We start from the raw sequence: 20,650 nt of genomic DNA on the forward strand, positions 1-20,650 counted from the left end.
AGCCGGGTCACTCGGCCCGCTCGGCTTTCTCGTGGCGGCGGACCATCAGCATCGTCTCCACCACCAGCGTGACGATCATCAGCGCGGTCGCGACGATCACCGTGAGCAGCCCGACCGTCATCGTCAACGTGCCGGGACCACTCCCGAGCGTGTCGATCCGCGTCGACAGATCCGCCGGGCCGCTCGGGCAGTAGGTCGTGCCGCACGAGCGTGCCGAATCCGACGGCGACAGCATCTGGATCGCTCCGAGCAGGACGACGGTGATCGCTCCGGCCGGGGCGAGCCCGGCGAACCACATCCGCGCCCGGCGGCTCGCCCACCACAGGGCCGTCCAGGCCACCACGAGCAGCACCGGGAGAGTGGCGTACCGCCACGGCAGGTCAACGAAAAAGCCCACAACCTCAACCCCTTTCTGGTACGAATCGGAGCCGGCGGCGGTGGGTGGCGGTGGCGATGCCGTGGATCAGGCGGGCGAGGGCTGCCGCACCGTCCGGGTCGTCGGCGCGGCGGATGGTGGTGAGGATCGGGTGGACCTCGTCGAGTTCGATTCCCGCGCGCAGCAGGACGACGTGCAGGACCAGCCCGGCCAGGCGGGCGTTGCCGTCGTCGTACGGATGGAAGAACGCGATGTCGAGATAGGCGCGGGCCGCGCGGGCGGTCGCCGGGATCGCCGGGTCGGTGGACTCCGCCAGGCAGGAGGCGTAGCGCTGCTCGGTGTCGGCGTGTAATCCGTAACGGTCACGGCCGTTCTTGGCGAATGCCGGGCCCTGGCGGAACGTGACGGCCGGGAGGCCGCGCAGCGTGGCATTCCACTGGGCCGTGCGGGCCGGGGTGAGGGCGACGCCGGTTGCTGCCGCGGAGCGGACGTCGGCGTACGCGGTGAGCAGCAGGGTCTGCCGCTGCCGGTCCTCGCCGATCGTGGCGTGGGCGGTGAATCCGTCGCGGACGGCGGGAATCGGGGTCGGCAGGTGCGGGACCACGTCGTGCCACGGCACCTGCTCGCGGACCTGCTGCCAGGTGGTGAGCTGGTCAGGCACCGGCCACCTGCCCGGCGACCCGCTCGGCCACCGAGGCGACGACCTCCCGGCTCGGCTCGGTCCAACTCTCGAACCGGCCGCCGATCGCGTGGTCGAGCAGCTTCTTGTGCTCGGCGGGGGCGATGCCGGCCGCTTCGAGGAACCAGCCGAGGACCGTGGTGCAGCAGCTGTACCAGGCCGAATCGTAGTCGGTGCGGTCGCCGACGGCGGTGACCAGATGGACGACCGCGCGTTCCCAGCCGTCCAGGTCACCGGCGGCCAGTGGGAGGAACCGGTCGAACCGGTCGGCGGTGTCCACCAGCCAGTCGTGCCACTCGATCAGCGAGGCGACGATGGCGGCAGCGGTTGCCTCCCGGGTGGTGACCGAGTGCGAGAAGCAGCACCAGTTGCCGACCGGGCCGCCGTCGAGGTCGCCTTCGCCGACCGACCAGCGCCAGCCGATCGCCCATTGTCCGTACCGTTGAAGGAAGCTGGCCGACACGGACTCCAGCCACAGGTCCCGCAACCGCCAGTCGGCGCCCTGCGCCGGGATGGTCTCGGCCGTGACCAGCGAGGCGACCACGGCCGGCACCGTCGCCGGGTCGAAGTCCCGGCCGCGCGGATCGACGTCCGCCCAGCTCAGGCTCCCCGGGTGCGGAATGCTGTGGACGAAGCGGCCGGGGCGGGAACGGCCGATGCCGGGCGCCTTCACGGCCCGCCAGGCCACCGGATCGCCGGTGCTGTCGGTGCCGGCCGGCGCGGACGCGGCGAACCGGCCACGGGCGTCGGTGGCGAGTTCGACGGTCAGCTCGTGCCAGGCCACCAGGGCCGCGGCAAGCCGGTCCAGGGTCTCGGCCGGTGTGGTGATCGGCAGCTCGACGTCCCACCAGACCGGAATGACACCGTGGCCCGGATAGTCCTCCATCACCACCGTGTTCCGCCAGCCGACGACCCAGTCGCCGAGGCGCTCGACCAGGGCCTGCGTCATCCGGTCCCGCCAGAAGTCGGCGAGCTGCCAGTCGGTGCCGACCGGCGGGATCTCGGCGGCCGGCGGCAAGGATCGCACCAGCGCAGCCACGGCCGCCGGGTCAAAATCGGGGCGGGTGGCGGGGTCTACGTCGCGCCAGGTGAGCTGGCGGAACTCGGGCAGACGGGCAACACGGTCAGTGGTCAATGCCGATGGCCTTCCGGTGGGCAGCAGCACAGGATACGGGTCGGCCGCGTCCGCTCGTCACTGATTTTCCGGGGCCTTTTCGGGTGCGGTGCCGGCGGGGCGGCGGCAGGACACGATCGGTGCCGACGGGGCGGTAGGAATCCGCGTCCGGCGGGGTTGGGGGCGGCGGCAGGACGCGATCGCGTTCTGCGGACGTCTATCGCCCACCTGGGGGCGGCAGACGTTCGCAAACAGACACCGCGGACCCGCACCGCCCCTGCGACGGCCGCGGCAACCAGGCAACCAGGCGACCGGGCGGCCAGCGCCGGCCCCGTCCTCAGCGGTAGTGGACCGGCAAGTGCTTGATGCTGTTGAGCCACCCCGACCGCAGCCGCTCCGGCGGGCCCGCCAGGCTGATCTCCGGCATCTGGTCGGCGATGGCGTTGAAGATCAGGTCGATCTCCAGGCGGGCCAGGTTCGCCCCCAGGCAGAAATGAGCCCCGCTGCCGCCGAAGCCCAGATGCGGGTTGGGGCTGCGGGTGATGTCGAACCGGTCCGCGTGGTCGAAGACGTCCTCGTCGAAGTTCGCCGAGCCGTAGAAGAGCGCCACCCGATCGCCCTGCCGGATCTGCTGGCCACCCAGCGAAGTGTCGCGGGTCGCGGTGCGCTGGAAGACGTTGACCGGGGTGCCCCAGCGGACGATCTCGTCGACCGCGGTCCGCGGGCGGGACTGTTTGAACGCCGCCCACTGGTCGGGGCGTTCGAGCAGGGCCAGCATCCCGTGTGAGATGGCGTTGCGGGTGGTCTCGTTGCCGGCGACGGCCAGGATCAGCACGAAGAAGCCGAACTCGTCCGGGGACAGGTGCTCGCCGCCGATCTCCGCCTGGACCAGCGTGGACACGATGTCGTCGCGCGGGCACGCCTGCCGGTCCTGCGCCATCGTCATGGCGTAGCCGAGCAGCTCCATGGCCGGTTCGAGCGGGTCGGCGGCGCCGCCGTACTCCGGGTCGTCATAGCCGATCATCGAGTTGGACCACTCGAAGACGTTCTTGCGGTCCTCCTGGGGCACGCCGAGGAGCTCGGCGATCGCCTGCAGGGGCAGCTCGCAGGCGATCTCGGTGACGAAATCGCCGGTGTCACCGCGGCCGGCCTCCTGCACGATCCGCTCGGCCCGGGTGGCCAGCGCCGCGCGCAAGCCGTTGATCGCGCGTGGGGTGAAGCCACGGGACACGATCGCGCGCTGCTGGGTGTGCTGCGGCGGGTCCATGTTGAGCAGCACGTACCGTTGCATGTCGATCCGGTCGCGCGGCATGTCGGCCTGGAATCGGACGATAGCGGTGTTCTCCCAGCTCGAGAACGTCTCGCTGTCGCGGGACACGGCCATCACGTCGGCGTGCCGGGTCACCGCCCAGTAGCCCTCGTCATCGAAGCCCGCACTGCCGCGCGCCTGCGGGATCCAGCACACCGGTGCGTTGCGGCGCATCTCGGCGAACTGCTCGTGCGGGATGCCGTGGACGTAGATCTCCGGGTCGGTGAGGTCGATCACGGTCCCTCCTCGGTAACAGGTTCTACCGATTCAAGCACGGCGGCGACGGCGATTGGTACGCCAACTGTGCTTAGATTCAAGAACACGTTCTAGTACGGGGAGGGCACCGTGGGCGTTCCGGTGATCGTCGAGGCGGTGCGGACTCCGATCGGTCGCCGCGGTGGCCTGCTGGCCGGGCTGCACCCCGCCGAGTTGCTCGGTGCGGCCCAGCGCGCGCTGCTCGACCGGGCCGCGCTCGACCCCACCCTCGTCGAGCAGGCCATCGGCGGCTGCGTCACCCAGGGTGGCGAGCAGTCGAACAACGTCACCCGCACCGCCTGGCTGCACGCCGGCCTGCCGCACACCACCGGCTGCGCGACCATCGACGCCCAGTGCGGCTCGGCGCAGCATGCCGCCCACCTGATCGCCGGGCTGATCGCGGCCGACGCCATCGAGACCGGTGTCGCCTGCGGCGTCGAGTCGATGAGCCGCGTGCCGCTGCGGGCCAACCTCGGCGACGCCGGCCTCCCCCGGCCGGACGCCTGGGACATCGACCTGCCTAATCAGTACGTCGCGGCCGAACGGATCGCCGACCGCCGCGGGCTGTCCCGCGAGGACCTGGACCGGTTCGGCGTGCGCTCGCAGGCCAACGCGGCCCGGGCGTGGCGGGAGGGGCGCTTCGACCGCGAGGTGGTGCCGGTCGGTGGCGCCGATCGTGATCAGGGGCTGCGCGACACCACGCTCGCCGGCCTGGCCGGGTTACGTCCGGTGCTGGCTGACGGGCGGCACACCGCGGGCACCTCCTCGCAGATCTCCGACGGTGCCGCGGCGCTGCTGATGATGGACGCCGATCGGGCCCGGCGCTCGGGCCTGCGGCCGCGCGCGCGGATCCTGGCGCAGTGCCTGATCGGCGCGGAGCCGTTCTATCACCTGGACGGGCCGATCGCCGCCACCGAGCGGGTGCTGGCCCGCACCGGCATGAAGATCGAGGACGTCGACGTGGTCGAGGTGAACGAGGCGTTCGCCAGCGTGGTGCTCTCCTGGCTGAGCGTTCACCAGGCCGACCCCGAGCGGGTCAACGTCAACGGCGGCGCGATCGCTCTCGGTCATCCGGTGGGCAGCACCGGCGCACGGTTGATCACCACGGCGCTGCACGAGCTGGAGCGCTCGGGCGGCGGGACCGCGCTGGTCACCATGTGCGCCGGCGGCGCCATGTCCACGGCCACGATCATCGAGCGGATCTGACGGCTCCGGGCCGCTCCGGCTCACGGTGGGCGACTGCTGTGATCGTACGATGGAAAGGTTTTGATCTGGGCTTAAAAACTGCCGGAAGCCCAGCTCAGCAGCTCGGCGCGGGCGGCCGTGAGTGTTGCGGCGGGGATGCTCGTGGTGTTGGAGGTGTTGACGATCAGGGCGACGTGGACGGTGCCGGACGCGGAACCCGGCGCGGTCAGCAGGAGGCGCTGGGCCGTGCTGGCGCCGGTCTCGGTGGTGGCGGTGATCGCGCCGGTGGCCGGGACGCCGGAGACGGCGCCGAGGTCGCTGACCACCGTGGTGCGGGCCGGCAGGAACGAACCGGGGAGATGAATTTCGGTCGGGGCGGTGATGCCGGTGTCGCGCCAGACCAGCACGCCGTATTGGCGGGCGGTGACCAGCGACGCGATCGTGGTGAGGCGGGCCGGAACGGTCAGCCAGGCTCGCTGGGTGCCGGCGCCGGCGAACCCGTCACGGGCCAGGTCCTCGTAGCCGAAAGCCAGGGTGTGCCCGGCGACCGCGGACGGGTAGAGGCGGTCGAGCACGCGGCGGTCCAGGCGCAGGGCACCGGCCGCGATCACCGAGTGGTCCTCGCCGTTCCAGGCGTCGCCGCTGGTCTGGACCTTGCTGGGATTGCCGTTCATCAGTTCGGAGTGCCGGCCGCTGTAGGTGTCCCAGTGCCATTGGGTGGCGGAGAGGACCGCGCCGGAGGTGGCCGCGTTGTTCCAGAACGTCGCGCCGGAGAGCCGGGAGTCGAGGCCCTGGTACATGGCGCGGATCATCCACGGGGTGCGGGAGCTGCTCATCGCATTGCCGAATTCGGACACGAACCCGGTGGTGCCGAGGCCGGTGGCACGGTCGCGGATGCGGTTCATCGCCGCGGAGTAGGTGCCGTCGCCGGCCGCGGTCGGGTCGACGGTGATCCGGGCGCCGTCGTAGTAGTGGCTGTTGAAGACGTAGCGGCTGCCCAGCGCGGGGATCGTCGAGAGCCCGCCGGCCTCGCCGAACGTGGTGTTCCAGAACACCAGCGGCTCCGCGTAGAGCGGGAGGGCCGACCAGCCCGCGCCGTCCATCACGGTGCGGAACTTCTGGTAGAACGGCAGCAGGAAATTCTGCTCCCAGGTGGTGCCGGACGCGCCGTCGAGGCCGCCGTCGAACGGCTCGTTGAACGGGTCGACGCCGAGCAACATGCTCTTGGGCAGCGCGTTGCCGAGGTAGGTCAGCGCGGACGACGCCTGGGCGAGATACGCGTCCTGCACGCCGTAGTTGTTGTGCCAGAAATCGTAGGCGGCTTTGCGGACGGCGTTGTTGGTCAGCATGTTCTGGCCCCAGAGCACGCAGATCCCGCACGACTCGGCCGGGTAACTCCCCTTGTCGGTCACCCACTTCGGCGCGCCGTCGCCGGTGTACCAGCTGCCGGTGTTGAACAGGTACGACGCGTAGAGGTCCTGGTGGTAGTCGAGCAGCACGTGGATGCCGCGGTCGGTGAACTGCTTGATCTGGGCGGCCGCCCGGCTCAGATAGGCGGTGTCGATCGTGGTCGCGGTGGGCTGGACACCCTCCCAGCTGATCAGGAAGCGGATCGCGTTGGCGCCGGTCTGCTCGCGCATGATCGTGGCCGAGGCGGCCGCGTCGGCGGTGGTGCGGAACGGCAGCAGGCTGCTCTCATGGAGTTTGGTGCTGCCGGAGACGTTGAAACCACGGAAGGTGAGCTCGCGGCCGTACGGGTCGGTGAACCCGTTCGCGGCGGCGAGTGCGGGCCGCGGCACAGTGACCATCAGCCCCAGGAGCATCAGCACAAAGATCCATCGCGCTCGCACCATGTATCGAACGTAATCGATTGATTACGGAAGGCAATGACCCGAATGCGCGTCAGGTGTACCGGCCCCCGGGGCAGGTCACCTCAGGAGATCGCGACGCAGGCCTGTGCCGCGGTGTACTCGTCGGCCAGCAGCGTGCCGCAGAGGAACGTGTCCGCGGCGACCTCGGCCACCGGGGTGAACGCGGCGCTCGCGGCACCCGAGGTGCAGGCGCTGGTCTCGACGTTGCCGAACTCGGCGCCGGTCGCGTCGGCGCCCGAGACGCGCAGCATCACCTTGCCGGTGCACGTCGACGAGGGAGTGAAGACCACCGTGACCCCGTTGATCGTGGTGTCGGCGGCGTCGACCGTCGTGCACAGCTTGCCGACCTCGTCGCCGGCCGGGGCCGTGACCAGGAAGACCGCCTCGCACTGACTGCCGCCGGCGGCCGTGGTGCTCCCGGGCGTGGAGGCGGCGTTCGCGATCGCGACGCCGAGACCGGTGACCGTGAGCAGGCCGGTCGTGATGATCGCGCCGTTGAACAGGGTGCGTCTGCGCATGAGTGTTCCTTTCCGAGGAGCCGAACTGACGCCGTTCACCGTGGACAGACATTCTCTGAGATCCATGTGAGACGGTTGTCAAGAGGCTGTGCGGGGCCATTTTCTTTCAGCCCGCACACATTTAGCGACGCTTTCCTGTATCCGATCTGTGGATTTTGATATCTCCCGCATAGCCATTCCACAGTGTCTATTCCTAGCTTCATCGACCATGACCGAACGATCGGCTCCGGCCCACACCGCCCTCTCCCGCCGCGGCTTCCTGCGCGGCATCAGCGCGCTCGCCGTCGCAGGCGCCTCCTTGAGATTCGCCGCCCCCGCCCGGGCGGCCACCGCCTCCGGCACCCTGACCATCCCGCCCCTGCTCGAATCCACCACCGACAGCAGCGGGACGAAGGTCTTCAAGCTCAGCATGGAGTCCGGCACCACCGAGATCCTCAGCGGCGTCACGAGCGCGACCTGCGGCTTCAACCAGGCGTTCCTCGGCCCGGTGCTCAAGGTGAACCAGGGCGACACCGTCCAGATGGACATCACCAACAACCTCGACGACGTGAGCACGGTGCACTGGCACGGCGCGCACATCCCGCCCTCGGTCGACGGCGGCCCGCAGAACACCATCGACGCGGGCGGGACATTCTCGCCGTCCTTCGAGATCAATCAGGCCGCGTGCACGCTGTGGTTCCACCCGCATGCCCTGGGCACCACTGCCGAGCAGGTCGCCAGCGGACTGGCCGGCATGCTCATCGTCGACGACGACACCGACGGCGCGGCCGCGCTGCCCAGCACCTACGGCACCGACCAGTTCCCGCTGATCGTGCAGTCGAACCCGGTCAGCACGGCCGGGGCGCTGCTGTTCACGACCGCCGGCGAGACCGCGAGCACCACATCCTTCCCGCTGCTGGTCAACGGGTCCAACGTGGGGGTGGACGGCACGCCGACGCTCGCCGTGGACGTGAGCCGGGTCCGCTTCCACGTCCTCAACGCCTCGATCGCGGACATCATCACCGTCACGCGCTCCGACGGCGCCGCGTTCACCCAGGTGGCGACGGATGCGGCGTTGTTGTCGGCGCCGCTCGCGGTCACCAGGCTGCAGCTCGTGGCCGGCGAACGGGCCGAGATCTGTATCGACGTCACCAGCGGGGACAGCGTGACCCTGCAGGCGACGGTCACCGCCGGGGGCGCGCGGGGTGGCAGCGGCACGTCCGCGATCGTGACCCTGACCTCGAGCGCCACGGCGGCGGCCGACGAGCTGCCGAGCTCGCTCGCCACGTTCACGGCGTTGGACGTGAGCAGTCCGGACGCCACTCGTACGATCGCGTTGTCCAATCGCGGCAACAGCATGCTCATCAACGGGGTGGCCGGGACGACGATGGCCGCGATGGAAGCAGCCGGGATCATGACGACCCTCGGGGCGACCGAGGTGTGGACGATCACCAACGCGACCGGGCTGACCCACTCCTTCCATTTGCACGACGTACCGTTCCAGGTGTTGACGGTCAACGGAGTCGCACCGACCGGCGGTTATGCCGAATGGAAGGACACCATTCTGATCGCGCCGCAGAGCACAAATGTCATCGCCATGCAGTTCACCGATTACGCGGACAACACATTCGGCTACATGTTGCACTGCCACAACACCGTGCACGAGGACGAGGGCATGATGACCATGCTGATGGTGATGACCGGCTGACGGTCTCGGTGGGCGATCAGCGGAGGCGGTCGCCGGGACTGCCCACCGGTCTGATCAGATACGCGCATGGAGCTCACCAAGCGGTTCAGCGACGACCAGTACGCCCAGGCGTTGGAGTCGTGGTCGTGGCTGGACCTGCGGGGCAAGACGCCCCGCTTCGCCTCGCTGTTCGGGAACATCTTCCTGGAGGACGGACAGGGCACGTGGTGGTTCCTCGACACGATCGGCGGCGAGCTCCTGGCCGGATGGGCGAGTTACGCCGACCTGATCGCCGACCTCGAGACGGAGGACGGCCAGGACCAGTACCTGCTGGGCACCCTGGCCATGGCCGCATTCCACCGGCGCGGTCTGCGGCTGAACGACGACGAGGTGTACGCCTACGCGCCACCGCCCATCGTGACCGGCAGTTTTGCCGCTGACGAGATCCAGGTGTTCCGGTTCTCCGTCGTCGTCAACGTGGCGGGGCAGCTCCACCAGCAGCTCCGCAGCCCGGCGGCGGGCTGACGATCCCGCCGCCGGTATTACGCTGCCGCGCATGCCGCTGCCCGCTGATCTCCGCGCCTGCTTGAACGACCGACGGCGATTTCCCGTTCGCCGCCTGGCAGGAGCTGATGGCCGCGGCCGAAGCCACCCTGGAGGCGGCCGACCTGCCCACCCCGGAGAGCCCGATCGAACAATGCTGGATCGACGAGCGGGCAGACCGCAGCCGGCGTCAGCATCGGCGTCACCGGCGACCTCGACTCGGGCGTCGCCGTGATCCGGCAGGTGCTGGCTCGACACCGCGCCGACCCCGCTGGACTGACCGCCGGTCACTGATGGCGGCCCGGCCCGATTCATCGACCGGCGCCACTCCCGAAGGCCGCGGGCAGTGCCTAGGATCGCCAGCTATGACCGATCCCAGCATCGACGTGAACCGGCCGAGCAGCGCACGGGTGTGGAACTACCTGCTGGACGGCAAGGACAACTACGCCGTCGACCGGGAGTTGGGCGACGCCCTCCGATCAGCGAACCCGGGGATCGCGGCGGTCGCCCAGGCCCAGCGGAGGTTCCTGATCCAGGCGGTGACGCTCCTCGCCGGCGAGGAGCGCATCCGGCAGTTCCTGGACATCGGCACCGGACTCCCGACGGCCGACAACACCCATGAGGTCGCCCAGCGGGTGGCACCCGGCTCCCGGGTCGTCTACGTGGACAACGATCCCCTCGTCCTGGTGCACGCCCGCGCGCTGCTGACGAGTTCCGCGGAGGGCGAGACCGCCTACATCGACGCCGACGTGCACAACCCGGAGCGGATCCTGGCCGAGGCCGCGCGGACGCTCGACTTCAGCCGGCCGGTGGCGCTCACGATGATCGGCATCCTGGGTAACGTCGCCGACTATGCCGAGGCCTGTTCGATCGTCGAGCGGCTGCTCGCCGCCGTGCCCTCGGGCAGTTACCTCGTGGTGAGCGACGGGACGAGCACCAGCGCGCAGAGCGTGGAGAGCCAGCGGGTCGCCAAGCAGAACGGCCACCCGTACAATCTGCGCACACCCGAGGAGATCGGCGGCTTCTTCCAGGGCCTGGACCTGCTCGCACCGGGTGTGGTGTCGACCTCGCTGTGGCGGCCGCAGCCGGGCACGACACCGGAGGCCCTCGACGTCTATTGCGCGGTGGGCCGCAAACCCTGACTGCGCCAGGTCGGTTCTGGCGCAACCGCGAGTCCGCCGACGGCCGGCGTCGGGGTGGCCCTGGCCCTGCCGTGCCCGAGTCACTCCGTGGGCCGCGTCCGGACGGCGCCGATGTTGGCGGCGATGACCAGCGCGATGGCCAGCCCTTCCACCGCGGTGAGCTGCTGGTGCAGGACGACATAACCGGCGATCGCCGCAACCGCCGGCACCAGGCTCATCAGCACGGCGAAGGTCGTGGTGGGCATGCGGCGTAGTGCCAGCAGCTCCAGGGTGTACGGCAACGCCGACGACAACAGCGCCACCGCGGCACCCATCGCCAGAACGTAGGGATTCACCAGCGCGGTGCCGGCCCCGAGCGGAAACGTGATGACCGCGGCGGCGATCATCGCCAGGGCCAACCCGTCAGCCTTCGGGAAGCGCTGCCCGGCCCGCGCACTGGCCATGATGTACCCGGCCCAGACAGCGCCCGCCGCGACCGCGAAGCCGATCCCCGCCGGCGTGAGCCGATCGGATCCGGTGCCGGTCAGCAACGCCACCCCGGCGGCGGCCAGGCCGGCCCACAGCCAGCTCGCCGCGCGGCGGGCGGTCACCACCGAGAGTACGAGCGGCCCCAGCACCTCCAGCATCACCACGGGACCGAGCGGGATCCGCGCGATCGCGTGGTAGGCCAGCGTGTTCATCCCGGCCAGCGCCACACCGAACCCGCCGATCAACAGCCAGTCCGCGCGCCGATAGCCCCGCACGCGGGGCCGGCACACCGCCAGCAGCACGAGCGCCGCGATCGTCAGCCGCAGCGTCACGACGCCGTCCACCCCGACTCGGGGGAACAGCAGCGCCGCGACCGCGCCGCCGAACGGTCCTGACAACAGCGCTGCCAAGACCAGCCCCACCGCCTCGGTGGAGTAACGAGCTTCAGTCATGCTTTTCGACGCTAGGAGTCACCCCGGCGGCCAGGGAAATGCCGATTTTGCTGCGGTTATGCTCTGTGGTTATGACCGTGGAGCTGCGGCATCTGCGCGCCTTTCTGGCCATCGCCGCCGAAGGCACCATCACCCGCGCCGCGGCCCGGTTGCACGTGACGCAACCCGCGCTCTCCCGCACCCTGCGCCAGCTGGAAACCCACCTCGGTGTCCGCCTGATCGACCGATCCACCCACCACCTTCGGCTCACCGCCGCCGGGCACGCGTTTCGGCCGCGAGCCGCCGCCGCGGTCACGGCCGTCGACGACGCCCTCGACCCGGCCCGTGCCGGGACCTGGCCCCTGCGCATCGGCCACGCCTGGTCGGCGCTGGGCGACCACACCACGCCCCTGCTGCGGCTCTGGAAGCAGGAGGACCCGGACACGCCTGTGCAGCTCCTGCGCGTCGACGATCGCCTGGCCGGGCTCGAGCACGGCACCGTCGACGTCGCCGTCATCCGGGGCGAGGCCGACCTGCCCGCCGAGGTGGACACCCTGCTCCTGCTGTTCGAGCCGCGCGTCGCCGCCGTCGCCGCCGACAGCCCGCTCACCCGGAAAGCCCGGCTCACCCTGCACGATCTGGTCGCCGAGCCGATCGCCGTGAACACCATCGCCGGCACCGCGACCCTCGACCTCTGGCCTGCGGACGACGCACCGAACTCCACCGTCGAGGTCGCCAACACCGACGACTGGATCGCCGCCATCGCCGCCGGCCACGCGGTCGGCGTCACCACCACCGCCACCGCGGCCACCTATCCGAACCCCGCCGTCACCTACCTCCCGCTGATCGACGTGCCGGCCGTCCCGGTGCGCCTGGCCTGGAAGCAACCGCCGAGCCATCCCGCCGTACCGGATCTCGTCAACCTTGCCCGGCGGCTCCTCCTCGGGGAAAGAACTCGGTCTCGGGCCGCTGCAGGTATTCCATCGCCGCCGTGAACTGCGGGTCGGCGAAGCGCCGCGCCATCTCCTCGGGCGTCACGTCCTCGATCCGGCTCTGGATCCACCACACGTTGCCGAACGGGTCGCGCACCCGCCCGACCAGGTCGCCGAACGCCAGATGGGTGACCTCGGAAATGGACACGCCGCCCGCCTCGACCGCCCGGCGGTGCACGGCGTGGGCGTCCTCGACGTACAGCCGGAGGAACGCGGGTGTCGCCGGCCAACTCGGGTCGCCGTCGAAGAGCATCACGATCGCGTCGCCGATGCGGACCTCCGCGTGCCCGATCATCCCGCGGGCGTCGATCACCCGGCCCAGTTCCTCAGCGCCGAACGCCCCGCGGAGATAGTCGATGACCGCGGCCGCATCACGCGAGACGATCCACGGCGTGACGCTCGTATAGCCCTCGGGGATCGCCTTGACAGACATATCGGGTGGCTCCTCTCCGAACGGAATGCGTCCGGAAAAAATAGCCGCCATTCCGGCCAGTTTCTGTCGTCATGGGTGCTGGCTGCTCACCGAGATCACCTCGCCGGTCAGGTAGGACGCGTAGTCGCTGGCCAGGAACGCCACCACGGTCGCGACCTCCCACGGCTGCGCGGCCCGGCCGAACGCCTCGCGCCCGGCCAGCTCGGCCAGCTCCGGTTCGCTGATCACTTTGCTCAGGAACGGGTGGGTGGCCAGGCTGGGCGCGACCGCGTTGACCCGGATGCCGTGCGCGGCCACGTCGAGCGCGGCGCACCGGGTGAACGCCATGACGCCCGCCTTCGCCGCCGCGTAGTGCGCCTGCCCGGCCTGCGCCCGCCACCCCAGCACCGACGCGTTGTTGACCACCGCTCCCCCGCCGCCCTGCGCGATCATCTGCCGCAGCGCCGCCCGTGTGCACCGGAACGTGCCACTCAAGGTGACATCGAGGACGCGCGACCATTCATTGTCGGTCATCTCGTGGACCGCTCGTGCGCCGCCGAGCCCGGCGTTGTTGATCATGACGTCCACCCGCCCGAACTCCGCCGCCGCGCCACTCACCAGCGCGGTCACCTCACGGTCGTCGGTGACATCACAAACCAAGGACCAGACCCTTTTTCGGTACGACGTGAGCAGCCGATCGCGCGCCGCCTCGAGCCGGCGCTCGTGGCGGTCGCTGAGCACCACGCAGGCGCCCTCGGCGAGGCAGCGCTCGGCGATCGCGGCACCGATCCCGGTCCCGGCTGCCGCAGTCACCACGACCACCTTGTCCTGGAGCAGCCCGCGCCCCACCGGCGGCACGATCATCGGCGACCCGGCCGGAGCAGGCTCCCGCCGCGGTCCCGGCCCCGTCCACGGACCTGAGCTCGGCGGCAGGCCCGGCGTCATCGGCGGTCCTGGCGGGGCAGGCCGAGGACCCGCTCGGCCAGGATGCCACGCTGGATCTCGTTCGACCCGCCGTAGATGGTGTCGGCGCGGCTGAACAGAAACAGCCTGCGCCACCTGTCGACATCGGGATCCCCGGGAACCACGGCCACCCCGGCCGGCCCGAGGACCGTCATGGCCAGCTCGCCGAGGCCCTGCCGCCAGCGGGACCAGAGCAGCTTGATGACCGTGGCGGTGCCGGCGGACGGCGGCGCCGACAGCGACCGCAAGGTGTGCGCCCGCAGCACGGTCAGGTCGATCCAGGCTCGGGTCAGCCGCTCGCGCACGCCGGGATCAGCGGCCGCGCCGGTGCGCCGGGCCAGCGCCACCAGGTCGTCGAGGTCGCGCTGGAAGCCGACCTGCTGGCCGACCGTGGCCGCGCCGCGTTCGAAGCCGAGCGTGGCCATCGCCACCCGCCAGCCCTGGCCGGGCTCGCCGACGACCAGGTCGCGGTCGGTGCGGGCGCTGTCGAAGAAGACCTCGTTGAACTCGCTGTCGCCGGTGAGCTGGCGGATCGGGCGGACCGTGACGCCGGGCTGGCGCATCGGCACCAGCAGATAGGACAGGCCGGCGTGCCGGGAGGCGCCCTCCGGCGGCGGCGCGGTGCGGGCCAGCACGAAACACCAGTCGGCCACGTGCGCCAGCGACGTCCACACCTTCTGACCGGTGAGCACCCACTGGTCGCCGTCGAGCCGGGCCCGGGTGGCGACGGCAGCGAGATCCGAACCCGCGCCGGGCTCGGAATAACCCTGGCACCACAACTCCGTGGCCGCGGCGATGCCGGGCAGGAACCGCTCCCGCTGGCGGGTGGTGCCGAGCTGGATGAGGGTGGGGCCGACCATGGTGACGCCGATGTGGTCGACCCGGCTGGGGGCGCCGGCCTTCGCGCACTCCTCGTGAAAGATGACCTGACGCTCCAGGGACGCGCCCTGCCCGCCGTGCTCGACCGGCCAGGCCAGGGTGGACCAGCCGGCGGCGGCCAGCCGCCGGGTGAAGGCCAGACGCCTGTCGAACGCCTCGTTCTCCCGGCCCGCCCCGCCGGCGCCGCGCAGGTCGTCGGTCACGGTCGCGGCGAGCCACGCCCGGATCTCGCGCCGGAAATCCTGATTGTCGTCCACTGGCGACGCCTCCCGCTTCGCACGTAAGCTCACCCTACCAAGCACTTGCTTGGTCGGCCACGAGCGAACGGAGGGTGCGATGGCCTCGACGATCCCGGCGGCGGTGGCCCGAGCCGCCCACGACTTCGGCTCGACGCCGGCCGTGGGCGCGCTGACGTACAAAAATTTGCTCGCCATGGTCCGGCGGGTGGCGCGGGCGCTGATCGCCGGTGGGCTGCGGCCGGGTGATCGGCTCGCGCTGTGGGCGCCGAACTCGGCGGAGTGGGTGCTGACCGCGCTCGGGGTGAGTTATGCGGGCGGCACGCTGGTGCCGGTCAACACCCGGTTCACCGCGGTCGAGGCCCTGGACGTGATCCGGCGCAGCCGGGCCCGCGGGCTGGTCGTGGTCGGCCCGTTCCTCGGCGCCGACCGGCTGGCGCTGCTCCGCGCCGCAGCCGACTCCGGCCCCGACGAGCGTGGCCGGCCCCGACAGGCCGGCGCCCTCCCCGAGCTGATCGTGTCGATTCCCGACGGGTGGGCCGATTTCCTGGCCCGGGGTGACGCGGTCCCGGCGAGCGAGGCCGACGCGCGGGCAGAAGCGGTCACGCCCGACGACGTCGCCGACATCCTGTTCACCTCGGGCACGACCGGGCGCAGCAAGGGAGTGATGAGCGCACACCGGCAGTCACTGGACGTCGCCGCGGCGTGGGCCGGGATCGCCGGGCTCGGCACCGACGACCGCTATCTGGTGGTCAACCCGTTCTTCAACAGCTTCGGCCTCAAGGCCGGCATCCTGGCCTGCCTGGTCAGCGGCGCGACGATCGTGCCGCAGGCGGTGTTCGACGTGGCGCGCACGCGCGAGCTGATCGGCAGCGAGCGGATCACCGTGCTGCCCGGCCCGCCCACGCTCTACACCAGCCTGCTGGACCATCCCGGGGCCGGCGAGCACGACCTGTCCAGCCTGCGCCTGGCGGTCACCGGGGCGGCCGTCGTGCCACCCGCGCTGGTCGAGCGGATGCGCACGGAGCTGGGCGCCGAGGTGCTCACCGCGTACGGATTGACCGAAGCGGTCGTGGCCACCATGTGCCGCGCCGGAGACGACGCCCGGACCGTGGCCGAGACCTGTGGCCGCGCCGCCGCCGGATTCGAGATAAAGATCGATGGGGCGGGCGGTGAGGTCCTGTTGCGCGGGCCCAACACGATGCTCGGTTACCTCGACGACCCGGCCGCGACCGCCGAGGCGATCGACGCGGAGGGCTGGCTGCACACCGGTGACGTCGGGCGGCTCGACGAGCACGGCTATCTGACCATCACCGACCGGCTCAAGGACATGTACATCTGCGGTGGCTTCAACGTCTATCCGGCCGAGGTGGAGCGTGTGCTGGCCGGGCTGCCGCAGGTCGCCGAGTCCGCGGTGATCGGGGTGCCCGACCAGCGGCTCGGCGAGGTCGGCAAGGCGTTCGTGGTGTGCCGCCCGGGCCAGGTGATCACCGAGGCGGAGGTGATCGGCTTCTGCCGGGAGCGGCTGGCCGGTTACAAGGTGCCGCGCAGTGTCGAGCTGCGGGGCGGGCTGGCGCACAACGCCTCGGGCAAGGTCCTCAAATACCTGCTGCGCGAAGAGGCGGCCGATGGCTGACGAGGTGCTCTACGAGCGGCGGGGCCCGCTCGCGGTGGTGACGATGAACCGGCCGCGCTATCGCAACGCGCAGAACTCCGCGATGACGTATGCGCTCGACGCCGCGTTCGGCCGGGCCGTGGACGACGGCGAGGTGCGGGTGATCGTGCTGGCCGGTGCGGGTGAGCACTTCTCGGCGGGACACGACATCGGCACGCCGGAACGCGACGCGGACACGCCGTTCGCGCGCCGGGCGGCACTGTGGTGGGACCACACCGACCGGGCCGGGGCCGACCGGCGGTATGCCCGCGAGACAGAGGTCTACCTGGGCATGTGCCGGCGATGGCGGGAGATCCCGAAACCGGTGATCGCCATGGTGCAGGGCGCGTGCATCGCCGGCGGGCTGATGCTGGCCTGGGTGTGCGACCTGATCGTCGCCGCCGAGGACGCGTTCTTCGCCGATCCGGTGCTGCGGATGGGCATCCCGGGCGTGGAGTATTTCGCGCATCCGTGGGCGCTCGGGCCGCGCTTCGCCCGGGAGGTGCTATTCACCGGGGACCGGTTCGGGGCTCACCGTGCGTACGAAATAGGGATGGTCAATCGGGTCGTGCCCCGCGCGGACCTGGAGCCGGAGGTGATCGCGCTCGCGGAGCGTATCGCGGCGATGCCGCCGTTCGGTCTCGCCCTGGCCAAACGCGGCCTGAACCAGTGCGAGGACCTGATGGGCATGCGCGCCGGGATGGACGCGGTGTTCGGCCTGCACCACCTCGCGCACGCGCACAACGCCGAGGTCACCGGCGATCCCCTGGCCGGTTTCGATCAGAAAGCCATGAAGCGGTGAACCTCGACCTGCCACCCGATGCCCTGGCGTTCCGTGACGAGGTCCGGGACTGGCTCGCCGCGAACGTGCCCGCCGAGCCGCTGCCCCCCGTGGACACGCCGGCCGGCGACGCGGCGCATCGGGCCTGGGAGCGGCGGCTCGCGGACGCCGGCCTCGCGGTGGTGTCCTGGCCCGCGCGGTATGGCGGGCGGGACGCGCCGGCGCTGCACGCGTTGCTGTTCGAGGAGGAATATCACGCCGCCGGGGCGCCGATCAGGATCGGTCAGAACGGGCTGTTCCTGCTGGCGCCGACACTGTTCGCGGACGGCACCGCGGAGCAACGCGAGCGGATCCTGCCGCCGATGGCGCGCGGTGATCAGGTGTGGGCGCAGGCCTGGTCGGAGCCGGAGGCGGGCAGTGACCTCGCGGCGATCCGGTCCCGCGCGGAACGGGTCGAGGGCGGCTGGCGGCTGACCGGGCAGAAGACGTGGAGTTCCCGGGCGGTGGTGGCCGATCGGGCGTTCGGGCTGTTCCGCAGTGATCCACGCGCGGAACGGCACCGGGGGCTTACCTATCTGATGGTCGACCTGCGCGCGGCAGGGGTCACGGTGCGGCCGATCCGGCAGCTCGGCGGGGAGGCCGGGTTCGCGGAGATCTTCCTGGACGACGTGTTCGTGCCGGATGCCGACGTGATCGGCGCGCCTGGTGACGGGTGGCGGGTCGCGATGAGCACCGCCGGGCATGAACGCGGGCCGGGATTGCGGAGCCCAGGGCGGTTCAGCGCGGCGGCGCGGCGGCTGGTGGCGGCGTGGCAGGAGGGCGGGGATCCGGGTCTGCGGGATCGGGTGGCGGATGCCTGGATCGGGGCTCAGGCGTATCGGATGCATGCGTTTGCCGGGGTCGCCGCGTCGCCCAGCATGGTCAAGCTGTTCTGGTCCGAGCTGGATGTGGGGCTGCACGAGACCGCGTTGGAGGTGCTCGGGCCGCGGGCCGAGATCGACCGGGCGTGGGCCGACGGGTATCTGTTCGCGCTGGCCGGGCCGATCTATGCGGGGACCAACGAGATCCAGCGTGACATCGTCGCCACCCGGGCGCTGGGCCTGCCCCGATGAACCTGGTCCCCGCCCCGGAACAGGCTTCTTTCGCGGCCGCGCTGCATGACCTGTTGTCCGCGGCCGAGGTGCCGGCGGCCGCGGACAGGTGGGCCGATGGGGATCACGGGCCGGGCCGGCGGGTGTGGGAACGGCTGGCCGGGGCGGGGGTCACCGGGCTCGCTGTGCCGGAGCGGTGGGGTGGACTCGACGCCGGACCGGCCGACCTGGTCATCGCCGCCGAAGAGCTGGGGCACCACGCGGTGCCGGGGCCGGTGGCCGAGACTCTCGCCGCCGTGCCTGTCCTGCTGGCCGGGCTCAGCAAATCCGACGGGCGGCCCGCGTTGGCCGGCGGGCGGCTGCCCTCGATGGACCGTCTTGGCGAGACCGACGGGCGGCTGCCCTTGATGGCCGGTCTCGACGAGCCCGGCAGGTGGCTGCGCGCGCTGGCCGAGGGGAGGATCTTGGGCACGCTTGCCGCGCCGCCGTGGCTGCCGTATGCGGTCGATGCGGACGCTGCGGGCGTGGTGCTTTTCGCGGATCGGGGCGCGATCGGCGCGGGCCGGATCGGGGCGGCTCGCTGCTCGCTCGACCGCACGCGGCGGCTGTTCGAGGTGGTTCCGGCCGGACCGCTGGAAGCGTGCCCCGCAGTCGGCCGGGCCCTCGACCTCGGCGCGCTGGTCTGTGCCGCGCAGCTGCTCGGCGCCGGGCGGGCCTTGCTCGAGGTGGCGGTGGCGCACGCTCGCAGCCGGGCCCAGTTCGGCGGGCCGATCGGACGGTTCCAGGCGGTGCGGCATCGGCTGGCCGATGTTGCGGTCGGGCTCGAATTCGCGCGGCCGCTGCTCTACGCGGCTGCGGTGACCGTCGCGCCCCGGGACGTCTCGGCCGCGAAGGTGGCCTGCTCGGACGCCGCGAACCGGGCCGCCCGCGCGGCGCTGCAGGTGCACGGCGCGATCGGCTACACCCAGGAGCACGGCCTCGGCCGCTGGCTGACAAAGGTGCGCGCGCTGAGCCTGTCCTGGGGCACCCCGGCCGACCACCGGGCGCGTGTGCTGGCAGAGCTGGCCAAGGAGGACGGATGGAACTGAGTGACGAACATCGGGCGCTTCGTGACGCCGTGCGGGGACTGCTCGCCGCGCGCCCCGATCCGCTGTGGCCACGACTCTGCAAGGAGATCGGCGTTGCCGGGCTGGCGGTGCCCGAGCAGCACGGTGGCGCCGGTGCCACCCTGCTGGAGTCCCAGGTCGTGCTGGCCGAGTTGGGGCGGCAGCTCACCCCGTCGCCGATGCTCGGCAGCGCGGTCCTGGCCACCCAGGCGCTGCTGCGCGCCGGCGCCACTGACCTGCTGCCGTCGTTGTGCGCCGGTGAGCGGGTGGCGGCACTGCTGCTCCTCGGCGATCACGCGGTTTCCGAAGGGGGACGGCTGACCGGCGAGGCCCGCCAGGTGCTCGACGCCGAGACGGCCGACGTCCTGCTGGTAGCAACCGGGGACGCGCTCTGGGAGGTGGCGGCCGCGGACGTCACCGTGCAGCAGTGCGATCTGCTCGACCCCACCCGGCCGCTGGCCGTGGTGCGTTTGGACGACGCGCCTGCCCGGCGGCTGGGTGGCGACGCCGGGTTGCTGCCCTGGCTGCGCGATCTGGGCTGCGTGGCGTTGAGTGCCGAGCAGATCGGCGCCGCGGCCCGGGCTTTCGAGCTGACCCACGATTTTGTACGCCAACGGGTGCAGTTCGGTCGTACCATCGGGTCTTTCCAAGTGATCCAGCACCGCCTGGCCGAGGCGTACCTGAGGCTGGAAACCGCGACCACCGCATCCTGGACCGCCGCCGAAGCCCTGACCACCGGCTCTCCCGAGGCCCCGACGCTCGCCGCGATGGCCAAGGTGCACTGCTCGGAGGCGCTGCAGGCGATCGTCGCCGAGATGATCCAGATGCACGGTGGCATCGCGATCACCTGGGAGCACGACGCGCACCGCTACCTGCGCCGCGCCTACGCCGACGCGCAGCTCTTCGGTGCGCCGTCCGTCCACCTCGACCGCCTGTCCGGCACGCTGCTGCCCACCTGACTCGCCCGCGGGGCATACGA

The 20,650-nt window shown here is 71.3% G+C and carries 20 protein-coding genes; 10 read left to right on the top strand and 10 right to left on the bottom strand.

The window, feature by feature from the left end:
- Positions 1 to 7 precede the first annotated feature (7 nt).
- The 4 genes from Apa02nite_RS17925 to Apa02nite_RS17940 form a co-directional block, all read right to left on the bottom strand.
- Complete coding sequence (locus Apa02nite_RS17925) at positions 8 to 397, bottom strand: hypothetical protein (protein WP_203826001.1); 390 nt, start codon at positions 395 to 397, stop codon at positions 8 to 10.
- A 4-nt stretch (positions 398 to 401) separates the two neighbouring features.
- Complete coding sequence (locus Apa02nite_RS17930) at positions 402 to 1,037, bottom strand: Fic family protein (protein ID WP_203826002.1); 636 nt, start codon at positions 1,035 to 1,037, stop codon at positions 402 to 404.
- Entirely contained in the window at positions 1,030 to 2,082 is a 1,053-nt protein-coding gene (locus tag Apa02nite_RS17935) for a hypothetical protein (protein WP_203826003.1), read from the bottom strand. Before Apa02nite_RS17935 ends, Apa02nite_RS17930 begins: the two co-directional genes overlap by 8 nt.
- 424 nt (positions 2,083 to 2,506) lie before the next feature.
- Positions 2,507 to 3,715 (bottom strand): cytochrome P450, encoded by a 1,209-nt coding sequence (locus tag Apa02nite_RS17940; protein WP_239164378.1) that lies wholly within the window; start codon positions 3,713 to 3,715, stop codon positions 2,507 to 2,509.
- A 108-nt stretch (positions 3,716 to 3,823) separates the two neighbouring features.
- On the opposite strand from Apa02nite_RS17940, the gene Apa02nite_RS17945 reads away from it, so the two are divergent.
- Positions 3,824 to 4,939, top strand: a complete 1,116-nt coding sequence (locus Apa02nite_RS17945) for a steroid 3-ketoacyl-CoA thiolase (protein ID WP_203826004.1) — start codon at positions 3,824 to 3,826, stop codon at positions 4,937 to 4,939.
- A gap of 71 nt (positions 4,940 to 5,010) precedes the next feature.
- Here the strand turns inward: Apa02nite_RS17945 and Apa02nite_RS17950 are convergent, their stop codons facing one another.
- On the bottom strand, positions 5,011 to 6,771 hold the full coding sequence (locus tag Apa02nite_RS17950) for a cellulase family glycosylhydrolase (RefSeq protein WP_239164379.1): 1,761 nt from the start codon (positions 6,769 to 6,771) through the stop codon (positions 5,011 to 5,013).
- An 80-nt stretch (positions 6,772 to 6,851) separates the two neighbouring features.
- Positions 6,852 to 7,307, bottom strand: coding sequence for a hypothetical protein (locus Apa02nite_RS17955; RefSeq protein WP_203826005.1), 456 nt, complete (start codon positions 7,305 to 7,307; stop codon positions 6,852 to 6,854).
- A 208-nt stretch (positions 7,308 to 7,515) separates the two neighbouring features.
- Between Apa02nite_RS17955 and Apa02nite_RS17960 the strand changes: the two genes are divergently transcribed.
- The 3 genes from Apa02nite_RS17960 to Apa02nite_RS17970 all read left to right on the top strand — a co-directional run bounded on the left by Apa02nite_RS17960 (position 7,516) and on the right by Apa02nite_RS17970 (position 10,658).
- Entirely contained in the window at positions 7,516 to 8,994 is a 1,479-nt protein-coding gene (locus Apa02nite_RS17960) for a multicopper oxidase family protein (protein WP_203826006.1), read from the top strand.
- Between the two features lie 66 nt (positions 8,995 to 9,060).
- Complete coding sequence (locus tag Apa02nite_RS17965) at positions 9,061 to 9,498, top strand: hypothetical protein (protein WP_203826007.1); 438 nt, start codon at positions 9,061 to 9,063, stop codon at positions 9,496 to 9,498.
- Between the two features lie 383 nt (positions 9,499 to 9,881).
- Entirely contained in the window at positions 9,882 to 10,658 is a 777-nt protein-coding gene (locus tag Apa02nite_RS17970; protein WP_203826008.1) for an SAM-dependent methyltransferase, read from the top strand.
- 80 nt (positions 10,659 to 10,738) lie between these two features.
- Here the strand turns inward: Apa02nite_RS17970 and Apa02nite_RS17975 are convergent, their stop codons facing one another.
- On the bottom strand, positions 10,739 to 11,578 hold the full coding sequence (locus Apa02nite_RS17975) for an EamA family transporter (protein WP_203826009.1): 840 nt from the start codon (positions 11,576 to 11,578) through the stop codon (positions 10,739 to 10,741).
- A 71-nt stretch (positions 11,579 to 11,649) separates the two neighbouring features.
- Here Apa02nite_RS17975 and Apa02nite_RS17980 point away from each other — a divergent pair, with 71 nt between their 5' ends.
- Complete coding sequence (locus Apa02nite_RS17980) at positions 11,650 to 12,552, top strand: LysR family transcriptional regulator (RefSeq protein WP_203826010.1); 903 nt, start codon at positions 11,650 to 11,652, stop codon at positions 12,550 to 12,552.
- Here the strand turns inward: Apa02nite_RS17980 and Apa02nite_RS17985 are convergent.
- The 3 genes from Apa02nite_RS17985 to Apa02nite_RS17995 all read right to left on the bottom strand — a co-directional run bounded on the left by Apa02nite_RS17985 (position 12,476) and on the right by Apa02nite_RS17995 (position 15,060).
- A complete protein-coding gene (locus tag Apa02nite_RS17985; RefSeq protein WP_203826011.1) occupies positions 12,476 to 12,982 on the bottom strand; it encodes a VOC family protein in 507 nt (168 codons plus the stop codon). The genes Apa02nite_RS17980 and Apa02nite_RS17985 overlap by 77 nt on opposite strands.
- Before the next feature lie 69 nt (positions 12,983 to 13,051).
- Complete coding sequence (locus Apa02nite_RS17990; RefSeq protein ID WP_203826012.1) at positions 13,052 to 13,825, bottom strand: SDR family oxidoreductase; 774 nt, start codon at positions 13,823 to 13,825, stop codon at positions 13,052 to 13,054.
- A gap of 77 nt (positions 13,826 to 13,902) precedes the next feature.
- Positions 13,903 to 15,060 (bottom strand): acyl-CoA dehydrogenase family protein, encoded by a 1,158-nt coding sequence (locus Apa02nite_RS17995; protein ID WP_373872971.1) that lies wholly within the window; start codon positions 15,058 to 15,060, stop codon positions 13,903 to 13,905.
- Between the two features lie 79 nt (positions 15,061 to 15,139).
- Here Apa02nite_RS17995 and Apa02nite_RS18000 point away from each other — a divergent pair, with 79 nt between their 5' ends.
- Genes Apa02nite_RS18000 through Apa02nite_RS18020 form a run of 5 tightly spaced genes read left to right on the top strand, consistent with a single transcriptional unit; the run spans position 15,140 to position 20,630 of the window.
- Positions 15,140 to 16,675, top strand: a complete 1,536-nt coding sequence (locus Apa02nite_RS18000) for a FadD3 family acyl-CoA ligase (RefSeq protein WP_203826014.1) — start codon at positions 15,140 to 15,142, stop codon at positions 16,673 to 16,675.
- Entirely contained in the window at positions 16,668 to 17,495 is an 828-nt protein-coding gene (locus Apa02nite_RS18005) for an enoyl-CoA hydratase (RefSeq protein WP_203826015.1), read from the top strand. Before Apa02nite_RS18000 ends, Apa02nite_RS18005 begins: the two co-directional genes overlap by 8 nt.
- Entirely contained in the window at positions 17,492 to 18,586 is a 1,095-nt protein-coding gene (locus Apa02nite_RS18010; RefSeq protein WP_203826016.1) for an acyl-CoA dehydrogenase family protein, read from the top strand. The genes Apa02nite_RS18005 and Apa02nite_RS18010 overlap by 4 nt, the downstream gene beginning before the upstream one ends.
- Positions 18,583 to 19,653: an acyl-CoA dehydrogenase family protein gene (locus Apa02nite_RS18015; protein WP_203826017.1), complete on the top strand. Its 1,071-nt coding sequence runs from the start codon at positions 18,583 to 18,585 to the stop codon at positions 19,651 to 19,653. Before Apa02nite_RS18010 ends, Apa02nite_RS18015 begins: the two co-directional genes overlap by 4 nt.
- The gene (locus tag Apa02nite_RS18020; protein WP_203826096.1) at positions 19,650 to 20,630 is read left to right on the top strand and encodes an acyl-CoA dehydrogenase family protein; all 981 of its coding nucleotides are present in this window, start codon (positions 19,650 to 19,652) and stop codon (positions 20,628 to 20,630) included. Before Apa02nite_RS18015 ends, Apa02nite_RS18020 begins: the two co-directional genes overlap by 4 nt.
- The last annotated feature ends 20 nt before the right edge of the window (positions 20,631 to 20,650 follow it).

Source organism: Actinoplanes palleronii (assembly GCF_016862315.1).
GTDB classification, from domain to species: Bacteria; Actinomycetota; Actinomycetes; order Mycobacteriales; family Micromonosporaceae; genus Actinoplanes; species Actinoplanes palleronii.